The organism is Glutamicibacter sp. TV12E (genome assembly GCF_052441935.1).
In the GTDB taxonomy this organism is placed as follows: Bacteria; Actinomycetota; Actinomycetes; order Actinomycetales; family Micrococcaceae; genus Glutamicibacter.
Genome location: NZ_JBQVVF010000001.1, coordinates 3,062,425 through 3,073,685 on the forward strand (window position 1 = coordinate 3,062,425; position 11,261 = coordinate 3,073,685).

Here is an 11,261-nt window from a genome sequence, read left to right on the forward strand (position 1 = left end):
CTTGCGGAAAATAGAGAGCTTTTGTGTCTGGCCGATTTAAAGTAGTCGGCCAAGGGACACGTGATGATTGTAGTTTCAGCTGAGGCGCCGTCTGTGGAGGATGCCAAAGCGGGACATAGTAGGAGTACGCGAATTTAAATGAGCGCAGCAAATCAACGAAAGGGTGGGGCGCAGGGTAGCAAGCGAGGCAATCGTTCAACGCGAGCCCGTCGTACCAGCGTTTCAACCACCCCTGCGCGGCCCCTGCGCCGCGCCATGACCCTGGCTGAACTCAATGCCGCAGCCGGCATTGAAGAAAGCCCATACCGTTGGCGAGCTACTCGCCGCACCCAGGTTTCCACCCCTGATTCAGCCCAGCGCGCCAGCCGCCAGGCAGAGCGCCGTGCGCAGGTTGCACGCCATGCTGCCAGCGACGAAGCAGTTGAGCAGGCAGCTGCCAAGCAGGAGACCACAGAGCAGGCCAGCGAAGAAATCGCTAACCCGGTGGCAGAAGACAACACTGAGCCGCAGGGCGCCCCAGAGGTTGCAGAAGACCACACCGGCCAGCTGTTGGCCGAGCACGGCAGCTCGATGATTTTGAACCCTTTCGCCATTCCAGAAACCGCTCAGGCGGTTCTGGCGCAGGTCGTTGCCAAGAAGCACGAACCAGCGCGCAAGGAAATTCCTGAAGCCGAGAGCGATGACGTGACCTCGCGCCGCCGCCGTCGCCGCCGCCGCGGGGATGTTGATCTGGAACTTGAGGGAGGCTCGCAGGACGATCCACCCAACACCGTGACCCGCGTTCGCGCACCGCGCGGCAGCGTCGAAAGCCATGGCTCGGTCAGCGACAAGGTGACCTCCGTGCGCGGTTCGACCCGCCTGGAAGCCAAGCGCCAGCGCCGCCGCGAATCACGCGAGACCGGCCGCCGCCGCCAGGTGATCACCGAGGCAGAGTTCTTGGCCCGCCGCGAATCCGTGGAGCGCAAGATGATCGTGCGCCAGCGCGAAGACCGTATTCAGATTGGCGTCCTGGAAGATGGGGTGCTCGCCGAGCACTTCGTGTCCAAGACCCAGCAGGATTCGCTGATCGGCAACGTGTACGTCGGCAAGGTGCAGAATGTGCTGCCTTCCATGGAAGCTGCTTTCGTGGATATCGGACGCGGACGCAATGCCGTGTTGTATGCAGGCGAAGTCAACTGGGACGTTGCTGCCCTCGAAGGCCAGCCGCGCCGCATTGAGAATGCGCTGAAGGCTGGCGACTCGGTGCTCGTGCAGGTCACCAAGGACCCCGTAGGGCACAAGGGTGCGCGCCTGACCAGCCAGATCTCCCTGCCGGGCCGCTACCTGGTCTACGTGCCGGGCGGCTCGATGACCGGCATCTCCCGCAAGCTGCCCGACGTTGAGCGCCAGCGCCTGAAGAAGATCCTGAAGGACCACCTTCCGGAAAACGCAGGCGTGATAGTGCGCACCGCAGCCGAAGGCGCCTCCGAGGAAGAGCTGACCAACGATATCAACCGGCTGCGCGCGCAGTGGGAAGCCATCGAAGAACAGGCCAACTCCAACAAGACCCTGGCTCCGGAACTGCTCTACTCCGAGCCGGACCTGACCATCAAGGTGGTCCGCGACGTCTTCAACGAGGACTTCACCAAGCTGATCGTCTCCGGAGAGCATGCCTGGGACACCATCGAGGCCTATGTCATGTATGTGGCGCCGGACTTGATGGGACGCCTGGAGAAGTGGGAATCCGACGAGGATATCTTCGCCGACTTCCGCGTCGATGAGCAGATCGCCAAGGCACTGGACCGCAAGGTCTTCCTGCCATCGGGTGGTTCGCTGGTCATCGACCGCACCGAAGCGATGACGGTCATCGACGTGAACACCGGCAAGTTCACCGGCTCGGGCGGCAACCTCGAAGAGACCGTGACCAAGAACAACTTGGAAGCGGCCGAGGAAGTCGTGCGCCAGCTGCGCCTGCGCGATATCGGCGGCATCATCGTCATCGACTTCATCGACATGGTCTTGGAGTCCAACCGCGATCTGGTGCTGCGCCGACTGGTGGAGTGCCTGGGCCGCGACCGGACCAAGCACCAGGTCGCCGAGGTCACGTCGCTGGGCCTGGTCCAGATGACGCGCAAGCGCATGGGCACCGGTTTGCTGGAAGTCTTCGGCGAAGAGTGCGAGCACTGTGCTGGAGCCGGTGTGATCACCCACGAAGAGCCGGTGGAATCCCGCCGCACCTTCAACTCGGCCGGTGAACCGCACGCCAAGAAGTTCACCGAGAAGCCATCTCGCAATTCCCGCCGCCGCCGCGGTGGCGAGAAGGACGAGGCCAAGCCAGTTGCCAACCAGGAGACTGCCGCCACGGGCGAGAAGGATGAAGCCACCCGCAATGCGCTGGCAAGTATTGCTGCCGCATCGCATTTGGAGCCACACGCTGAGAATGCTGTGAGCATCGAAGGCGAGCAGATTCCAGTGCTGAAGACCGGCACGCCAGTGGCCGCCGACGTCTCCGTCACCCTCGAAGCGCTCGAAGCTGCCCTGCCGGGCAAGGACGAGACCGAGGATGAGGGTGGCGAAGCCAACCGCAAGCCGCGCCGCCGTTCGCGCTCCCGTGGACGCAATCGTTCACAGGCAGATGCCGAGCAGCAGGGCGCAAAGGCTGAGGAAGCTGGCCAGGACATCGAAGCGGAGCAGCCTGCGGCTGTTGCCGTGGAGGATGAGGCGAAGCAGGTTGAGCAGCCGCGCAAGCGTTCCCGCCGGGCATCACGTCCACAGGGCTCGGGAGCTGCCTCAGCGCAGGATCAGCCGGTACTCACCGGCCTGGCCATGCCTGCATCGAGCGTTCCAGCAGCTGCAGAGGCCACGGCCCCCGCAGCAACATCGGCTACCGCTGCCGCGGTGGCCCCACAGAGTTCCACGAAGCCAAAGCGGCGCAGTCGTCGAGCCACCTCGGCTCAGGGCGACGCAACCGCAGAGGTTCTCGTGGCAGAGGTATCCGCTGCTACCGGTTCGGTAGTTCAAATGGATGCCTCCAGTACGCACAACGAAAAGCCAGCTGAGCCTGCCGGGCAACCGGTAATGTTCGGTGTCGGCGTTCCGGTGCGCGAACTGAAATAGATGAACTTGATCACGCTTCACCCGCTGGGGCAGTTTGTATTTGCCCCAGTGGTGTGGACTAGCGTAATCTAGTTGATCGGTGCTAAACGCCAAGATCACGGACTTTCCGTCCGCTCGGCGTCAAGGCACAAGCGCATGAGATCCCCGTTCATTGCACTCATTTATGGGTGTTCGGGTCGATATCTGCGCCGGTAAGACAATAAACGTCGAGTAGAAGTGAGTACCCACGTGGTGTACGCAATTGTCCGCGCAGGCGGCCACCAGGAGAAGGTTTCCGTTGGAGACCTCATCACCGTTGACCGTCTTCAGGCTGCCCCAGGTAGCTCCATCGAGCTTCCTGCTTTGCTGTTGGTAGATGGCGAGAAGGTAACTTCCGCAGCTGCCGATCTGGCTAAGGTCACGGTTACCGCTGAGGTTGTAGAAAACCTTCGCGGCGAGAAGATCGTTATCCAGAAGTACAAGAACAAGACCGGTTACAAGAAGCGCCAGGGCTTCCGTGCCGCTCTGACCAAGGTCAAGGTCACCTCGATCGCCTAATTCAGGCTGATCGTAATATCCATTTTTGTAGCGAAAGAGGCTAAAAGGCATGGCACATAAGAAAGGTGCGAGTTCCACTCGCAACGGTCGCGATTCCAACGCACAGTACCTAGGCGTAAAGCGCTTTGGTGGTCAGGAAGTCAAGGCAGGCGAAATCATCGTTCGCCAGCGTGGCACCCACTTCCACCCAGGCGCCGGCGTAGGCCGTGGCAAGGATGACACCCTGTTCGCCCTGGCTGCTGGTGCAGTCGAGTTCGGCACCCGTCGTGGTCGCCGCGTGGTGAACATTGTTGCTGCTGCCTAATTCAGGCATCAGGCAAATTTTTTAGTACAGAAGGGGTGGGCCGTTATTCGGTCCGCCCCTTGTGTGCGTAGATAGACTTTTTCTGCGAGAGCTTCTCGCAACCCCGTTCTAGGAGAAGATGGCCCCGTGGCTGCATTCGTTGATCGCGTAACCCTTCATGTCACCGCAGGTAATGGTGGCCACGGTTGTGTGTCCATCAAGCGCGAGAAATTCAAACCGCTTGGCGGACCCGATGGCGGCAACGGTGGCAAGGGCGGCGACATTATCCTGCGCGTTGACCCCCAGGTCACCACGCTGCTGGACTTCCACCACCTGCCGCACCGCAAGGCCGGCAACGGCGAACCCGGAAAGGGCGGACTGCACCCAGGCAAGCACGGCGAAGACCTGATCCTCGGTGTGCCCGCAGGCACCGTGGTGAAGACCAAGGACGGGGACATCCTGGGTGACCTGGTCAACACCGGCGACGAATACATTGCCGCCATCGGCGGCATGGGCGGCCTGGGCAACGCAGCGATCTCCTCGGACAAGCGCAAGGCCCCGGGCTTCGCGCTACTGGGCATTCCCGGAACCAGCCAGGACATCGTCCTGGAGCTGAAGTCCATGGCCGATATCGCGCTGGTGGGCTATCCCTCGGCTGGCAAGTCCTCCCTGATCGCGGCGGTCTCCGCAGCACGTCCGAAGATCGCGGACTACCCCTTCACCACCCTGGTGCCAAACCTCGGCGTGGTTCAGGCTGGCGAGACCCGCTTCACCGTAGCCGACGTCCCAGGGCTGATTCCTGGCGCTTCGGAGGGCAAGGGCCTGGGCCACGAGTTCCTGCGCCACGTTGAGCGCTGTGCCGCGATTGTGCACGTGCTGGACTGCGCGTCGCTGGAGTCCGACCGCGATCCGATTAGCGACCTGGACACCATCGAGGCCGAGCTGGCGAACTACGAAGCCGACTCGACCTTCGCGGGCACCGATGGAACGATTATCCCGCTGATCGAACGCCCCAAGCTGATCGCCCTGAACAAGGTCGACATGCCAGACGGTGCGGAAATGGCCGAATTCGTGCGTCCTGAATTGGAACAGCGCGGATATCGCGTCTTTGAGATCTCTGCCCTGTCACGTAATGGATTGCGTGAACTGTCCTTCGCTATGGCTGAATTGGTAGAACAAGCGCGAGCCGAACAGGTCGTTGAAGCACCGGTAGTCGAGGTGCCTGTGATCCGTCCGCGCTATAGCAACAAGGAAGAGTTCTACATTCGCCGCGAGGAACAAAACCTTGAGCCTCTGTGGCGCGTTATTGGCGAAAAGCCAGAACGCTGGATCATGCAGACCGACTTCCGGAATGATGAGGCCGTCGGCTACCTCGCTGACCGACTGGCCAAACTGGGGGTAGAAAACAAGTTATTCAAGGCCGGAGCCAAGCCGGGCGACGCAGTCGTCATTGGTTCCGAAGAAGATTCGGTGGTCTTCGACTGGGAGCCAACCATGGCTGCCGGCGCTGAATTGCTCGGCGGCAGCCGCCGTGGCGAAGACGTGCGACTCGAAGACCGCGGCAATCGAAAGACCCGCGAAGAAAAGCGTGCCGAACACGAAGACCGGAAGACCGCCAAGGCTGCCGCTCGTGCAGAACTGGAAGCCGAACGCAAGGCCGGCATCTGGACTGAATCGGTCAACGCCAAGAACGCAAAAAATGCTGCTGGGAAGAAGGCAGCACAGGAGGAAGAATAAAGTATGAGTGAAAGTGCCACCAAGACTATTTCAGCCATTACCTCTCCTCACGAATTGCCGGATGCACGGCGACTCGTTGTAAAGGTTGGATCCAGCTCGCTGACCACGGTCAGCGGGGGAATATCCCATGAGAGACTGAAGTTTTTGGTGGACACTCTCGCCGAAACCGTGAACAACGGCACCGAGGTCATCCTCGTTTCCTCCGGGGCAATTGCCGCCGGCCTGGCCCCGCTGGGTTTGCCCAAACGTCCCAAGGACTTGGCAACCCAGCAGGCCGCCGCGGCCGTCGGCCAGGGGCTGTTGCTGGCCGAATACACGCAGCTCTTTGAAGAACATGACCTGCGTGTTGGCCAGGTATTGCTCACGGCAGATGACTTGATGCGCCGTTCTTCCTACACCAACGCATTGCGTTCCCTGGTCAGGCTCTTGAACCTTGGTGTGCTGCCCATCGTCAATGAAAATGATGCGGTCGCAACCCGTGAAATCCGCTTCGGTGATAACGACCGCCTTGCATCTTTGGTGGCGCACCTTGTTAAAGCTGATGCGTTGCTGCTGTTCTCCGACGTCGATTCCGTTTATGACGCGCACCCTGAAGAGGGCGGAAGCCGCATTACCACCATCGAGCACCCCGATGAGCTTGAAGCGGTAGACCTGGGTACACCTGGTGCTGCTGGCGTGGGCACCGGCGGCATGATCACCAAGGTTGACGCCGCAACCATGAGCTCTTCGGCCGGCATCCCAACCTTGGTGACTAGCACCGACAACGCTGCCAAGGCGCTGCGGGGCGAAGACGTGGGTACCTGGTTTGCCGCTCGAAACTCTCGCCGCTCGGCACGCGATGTATGGCTTGCCTATTTGGCAAGCATTGAAGGGCGCCTGATCCTTGACGAAGGCGCGGTCCAAGCAATTTCCCGAGGCACCAACTCGCTGCTTGCCGCCGGCATCATCGATGTAGAGGGGGCCTTCGAGCCCGGAGATGCCGTGGAAATCTGCGGTTCAGACCGCGTGCCTTTTGCCCGCGGTCTGGTGAATTACAGCTCTGAAGAGCTGCCGGAGATGCTTGGGCAGAACACCGGCGACCTGGTTGAGCAACTTGGCGAAGGTTACGATAAGTCGGTCGTGCATGTCGATGACCTAGCTTTGATCGAACCTATTTTCTAGAATGGGGATCATGAGTATCGACGCCGCACGAACCGAAGAACAGATCACCGACGTCACCAGCTCGGTCAACCAACTAGCCGATCGCGCCCGGCGCGCATCGCGAGTTCTCAAACGCGCCAATCGAGACTGGAAGGATCGCGCACTGCTGGCCATGGCCGCTGGCATCGACGCGAACCGGTCCAAGATTTTTCAGGAGAACAAGAAAGATCTGGAAGCCGGCCGTGCCAACGGAACCTCAACGGCGATGCTGGATCGTTTGAAGCTTGATGATTCGCGTATTGATGGATTGATTGCCGCGCTGCACGAACTAGCCGGACTTCCTGATCCGGTCGGACGGGTAGTTCGAGGCGAGACGCTGCCTAATGGTTTGCGGATGCGGCAGGTCAATGTCCCGATGGGCGTCATCGGAACCATTTACGAAGCCCGTCCCAACGTGACTGTTGATATTGCCGGCTTGTCGCTGAAGAGCGGCAATGCGGTCTTGTTGCGGGGCGGCAGCGCCGCGCTGAATTCCAACCAGGCGCTTGTTGCGGTCATCCGTGATGCGCTGGAATCCGTATCGCTTCCTCGCGACTTGGTCATCTCCATTGACCAGTATGGACGCGACGGTGCGGATGCCATGATGGGCGCACGAGGCAAGATTGACGTCCTGATTCCCCGCGGTGGTCGCGAACTGATTCAGCGCGTGGTCACCACCGCCAAGGTTCCAGTGATTGAAACCGGCGAAGGCAATGTGCACATCTTCCTGGACGCTGATGCCAATGAGCAGATGGCAATTGACATCCTCACTAACGCCAAGACGCAGCGTCCAAGCGTGTGCAATACCGTTGAGACGCTGTTGATCCACAAGGATTCGCCGATCGCCGCTTCAGTGCTGAAGGCATTGTCTGCTGCTGGCGTGACGCTGCACGTTGAAGAACGCGCAGCAGCGTTGGTACCGCAGCTGGAGACCATTGCCGCTGGTGAAGATGACTGGCGCAACGAGTACCTGGACTTGGATATTGCGGTCAAGGTTGTGGATGACATCGAGGAGGCGCTGGATCATATCCGCGAGTACTCGACGGGGCACACCGAGGCGATTATCACTTCGTCCTTGGCTTCCTCCGAGCACTTCATCGCAGAAATCGAGTCGGCTGCTGTCATTGTGAATGCGTCGACCCGCTTTACCGATGGCGGACAGCTGGGCCTTGGTGCAGAGGTAGGGATCTCCACGCAGAAGATGCATGCGCGTGGTCCTATGGGTTTGGCTGAGCTTACGACCACCAAGTGGATCGTCCAGGGCGACGGGCACGTTCGCAAATAGTTTCTGACCGCCGTTTTCGGTAGGATGTAGAAGAAACGTACCGTTACTTTTCGGACTGCTGGATCTTCGAAAGAAATTGAAGATCCGGCGGCTTCCGTGGATACGACTGGAGATTTACTTGAACGCGCTGATTATGGCCTCCGAAGCCGCTGCCCCTGGCTTGAGTGCACACACTTGGTCCCTGCTGATCGGTGGCGGCATTTTTGTTGCATTGATGATCTTGCTATTGATCACCGTTTCCTACACCAACGTTGGCAACCGCCACTCGGTCAAGGACGAAGAACAAGATATTCACCGCCAGTTCAAGACGCACGAACCACATAGCCACTAGTCTTGAGTGAGCGGCAGCACAGTGATCGCCCATTACGCCTCGGCGTGATGGGCGGTACTTTTGACCCCATCCACAATGGCCACTTGGTCGCCGCGAGCGAAGTTGCGGCCGAGTACGACTTGGATGAGGTAGTTTTCGTACCCACCGGGCATCCTTGGCAGAAGGCCGACAAGCAGGTTACCAGCGCGGAACACCGCTACCTGATGACCGTCATTGCCACGGCTTCCAATCCCCGGTTTACGGTAAGCCGGGTCGATATTGACCGTGAAGGTGCCACCTTCACTCGTGACACCTTGCTTGATCTGCGAGCAGAACGGCCTGATGCGGAATTGTTCTTCATCACCGGTGCCGATGCGATGAGCCAGATCATGAGCTGGCGTGACATCGACCAGGTCTGGGACCTCGCTCATTTTGTTGGCGTGAGCCGTCCTGGGTACGTAATGAGCGATCTTGGCAGGGACAATGTTTCCCAGTTGGAGATCCCGGCGCTGGCGATTTCGTCGACGGATTGCCGTGTACGAGTCGCTCAGGATAAGCCAGTTTGGTACCTTGTGCCCGATGGTGTGGTGCAGTACATTGCAAAATATGGGCTGTATACCGAGTCGTAACCTCACATTAGGTGACGTAACACGGCATAATCTCTAGGTAAGGGTGACGGTATTTGTCTATGCGGTCGGGGAGAAGTACAGGATGAGCGATAACTCGCAGCCGGTTTCTAGCAGGCGAGCTCTGCGCGAAAAGCGACGTGCCGAAATGGAAGCATTGCTGGCAAGCAGCAAGGCAGAACAAGAAGCAAAAGAACTCGCAGGTGAGAAAAAGGCGGGAGGGGCCGAGCAATCGGCAACGCCAGCGAAAGCTGATGCCGCTCCCGCAGCAAAGCCAACTCCGAAACCGGAACCGGCCAAGCCACAGGCGGCAAAACCGACCCCGAAACCCGCACCGGCAGCCAAGACCAGCCCAGCAGCCCAGAAGCCTGCTCCGCAGACCACTTCAAAGCAAGCCGACGAAGCGCCACAAAGCCCAGACAAGCTTGCAGCAGCGCCTGGCGTTCAAAAGCAAGCTCCGTCGAAGGGCAATGACGAGCAGGTAGTCAAGCCTCAGCCTAAGCCAGCGCCGCAGGCCAAGGCTTCTGCGAAGAATGATTCGCCGGCCACTGAGCCGGCTAATGAGGAACCGGTAGGGGAGCGCGCATCGCTTCGTCGTGCCCGGAATCGTGAAGCTTTGCGTGAGCGCCGTCGCCTTGAAGGCGAAGTAGATGCGTTGACTAGCCACATTCCAACGGTTGAACCTGCGGACGATCCCAAGCCCCTGACTCGTCGCCAGCTTCGGTTGCAGGCATTGGCCGAACAGGGCAAAGCCGATCCGGCAGCCGCGCCCAAACTGGCAGCGAAGCCAGCCAAGAAACCGGCTGCTGACGAAGATTCACCCGAAACTACGGTGATGAGCGTTGAGCAAGCACTTGCAGCGCGACGCGCGCATGCTCCAAAAGCGCCAATCGACCCGAACCTCTTGGGCGAAGATGACTCCGAGATTGATCTCGAAGTACTTGCCCATCAGCGTGAAATGGCAGCTCGTGCCGCCATTATTTCCCGCCGTGCCGCGGAACGCGAGCGCTTGCGTGTCGAAAACGCCAAGCAGGGCAAGGATGATAAGTCATCTGATCCTTTCACCGGCGCAATGGGGAATATTCGCGAGGTAGAAGACCGCATTGCCAAGACTGGTGTCCAGGGCCCCAAGACGCAAAGCGTGTCTCTTAATCTTGATTCCGACGGCAAAATCAGTTCCAAGAAGGATGAATCTGCACCAGCTGCAAAAAAGCCTTCGGCTACAACAGCTGACGCTGCCAAGCCAGCGCCAAAGCCAGCTGCGACGAAGCCGGCGCCCAAGCCCGCTGCCAAGACTGCACCTAAACCTGCACCGAAGGCAGCACCCAAAGCGGCCCCCAAGCCGGCAGCCAAAGCGCCAGCTAAGCCAGTTGCTGAGGCAAAAAAACCAGCCGCGGCTCCTGAAGCCTCCCCAGAAGTTCAAATGCCGCGAATTGATGCTGTGAATGCCCAGGGGCTTGAGCCGTTGGATGTTCAAACACATGGCGTTCGTCGCGCCAACAATATGCTTATCGCCATGATCGTGGCACTGAGCGTCGGCGGTGCAGCGCTGATCGCCGGGCTGATCATGTTGCTCGGCAACTAGTTTCGTTGCAAAATTAAGTTCTCGATCTACACCTCTAACAAGGAGACACCCCACTCAATGGGAGCACACGCAGATTCAATTGCCCTCGTGATGATTGCAGCACAGGCTGCATCTGAAAAGTTGGCAGAAAACATGGTCGCGCTAGACGTAGCGGACCGCCTGGGCGTTACCGACGCCTTCTTGATTGTCTCTGGTGGATCAGAACCGCAGGTGAACGCAATCGTTGATGAAATTCAGGCCAAGGTCCTGGAAGAATACAGCATGCGCCCGGTCCGCCGTGAAGGTTTTGGCTTGGGCCGTTGGGTCCTGTTGGACTACGGAGATGTTGTAGTCCACGTACAGCACCAGGAAGACCGCGTTTTCTACGCGCTGGAACGTCTCTGGGCTGATTGCCCGGTGATCGAGCTGCCTGAGGATCCGAAACAGCAGAACCAGTAATCGTGAATTTGCATCCTGATCAGGTAGTCATCTATGATTATGGAGTTGCCTGATCAGGGTAGCAATCCTTTTGGGGGTATGGCGCAGTTGGTAGCGCGTCTGCATGGCATGCAGAAGGTCAGGGGTTCGAATCCCCTTACCTCCACAAATTAAATCCTGGAATTCTTGAAAAAGAATTCCAGGAT

10 protein-coding genes and 1 tRNA gene are annotated in these 11,261 nt (G+C 59.3%); all 11 read left to right on the forward strand.

The genetic code is table 11. The features are described 5' to 3' along the window. Positions 1-255 precede the first annotated feature (255 nt). Positions 256-3,096, forward strand: coding sequence for an Rne/Rng family ribonuclease (locus tag ACT7DV_RS14610; protein WP_444664863.1), 2,841 nt, complete (start codon positions 256-258; stop codon positions 3,094-3,096). A 228-nt stretch (positions 3,097-3,324) separates the two neighbouring features. Further along, on the forward strand, positions 3,325-3,633 hold the full coding sequence (rplU, locus tag ACT7DV_RS14615; RefSeq protein WP_013349163.1) for a 50S ribosomal protein L21: 309 nt from the start codon (positions 3,325-3,327) through the stop codon (positions 3,631-3,633). A gap of 49 nt (positions 3,634-3,682) precedes the next feature. Next, positions 3,683-3,937 carry a 50S ribosomal protein L27 gene (gene rpmA / locus ACT7DV_RS14620; RefSeq protein ID WP_022875303.1) on the forward strand — a complete coding sequence of 85 codons (255 nt, stop codon included), beginning with the start codon at positions 3,683-3,685 and terminating at the stop codon, positions 3,935-3,937. Positions 3,938-4,063: 126 nt separating this feature from the next. Next, positions 4,064-5,653: a GTPase ObgE gene (obgE, locus tag ACT7DV_RS14625; protein ID WP_444663624.1), complete on the forward strand. Its 1,590-nt coding sequence runs from the start codon at positions 4,064-4,066 to the stop codon at positions 5,651-5,653. 3 nt (positions 5,654-5,656) lie between these two features. Next, a complete protein-coding gene (gene proB, locus ACT7DV_RS14630; protein WP_444663626.1) occupies positions 5,657-6,814 on the forward strand; it encodes a glutamate 5-kinase in 1,158 nt (385 codons plus the stop codon). 10 nt (positions 6,815-6,824) lie between these two features. Continuing rightward, positions 6,825-8,117 (forward strand): glutamate-5-semialdehyde dehydrogenase, encoded by a 1,293-nt coding sequence (locus ACT7DV_RS14635; protein WP_444663628.1) that lies wholly within the window; start codon positions 6,825-6,827, stop codon positions 8,115-8,117. A 118-nt stretch (positions 8,118-8,235) separates the two neighbouring features. Further along, positions 8,236-8,448 (forward strand): hypothetical protein, encoded by a 213-nt coding sequence (locus ACT7DV_RS14640; RefSeq protein WP_146278150.1) that lies wholly within the window; start codon positions 8,236-8,238, stop codon positions 8,446-8,448. A 2-nt stretch (positions 8,449-8,450) separates the two neighbouring features. After that, entirely contained in the window at positions 8,451-9,056 is a 606-nt protein-coding gene (nadD, locus tag ACT7DV_RS14645) for a nicotinate-nucleotide adenylyltransferase (RefSeq protein ID WP_444663631.1), read from the forward strand. An 82-nt stretch (positions 9,057-9,138) separates the two neighbouring features. Beyond that, entirely contained in the window at positions 9,139-10,638 is a 1,500-nt protein-coding gene (locus ACT7DV_RS14650; protein WP_444663633.1) for a hypothetical protein, read from the forward strand. Between the two features lie 57 nt (positions 10,639-10,695). Continuing rightward, complete coding sequence (gene rsfS, locus ACT7DV_RS14655; protein WP_444663635.1) at positions 10,696-11,076, forward strand: ribosome silencing factor; 381 nt, start codon at positions 10,696-10,698, stop codon at positions 11,074-11,076. A 72-nt stretch (positions 11,077-11,148) separates the two neighbouring features. After that, positions 11,149-11,221 (forward strand) — tRNA-Ala (locus ACT7DV_RS14660). Positions 11,222-11,261: the final 40 nt, after the last annotated feature.

Coding starts and splice junctions, on each gene's coding strand:
- ACT7DV_RS14610 (WP_444664863.1), top strand. CDS start 256: ATGACCCTGGCTGAACTCAATGCCGCAGCCGGCATTGAAGAAAGCCCA.
- rpmA (WP_022875303.1), top strand. CDS start 3,683: ATGGCACATAAGAAAGGTGCGAGTTCCACTCGCAACGGTCGCGATTCC.
- proB (WP_444663626.1), top strand. CDS start 5,657: ATGAGTGAAAGTGCCACCAAGACTATTTCAGCCATTACCTCTCCTCAC.
- ACT7DV_RS14635 (WP_444663628.1), top strand. CDS start 6,825: ATGAGTATCGACGCCGCACGAACCGAAGAACAGATCACCGACGTCACC.
- ACT7DV_RS14650 (WP_444663633.1), top strand. CDS start 9,139: ATGAGCGATAACTCGCAGCCGGTTTCTAGCAGGCGAGCTCTGCGCGAA.
- rsfS (WP_444663635.1), top strand. CDS start 10,696: ATGGGAGCACACGCAGATTCAATTGCCCTCGTGATGATTGCAGCACAG.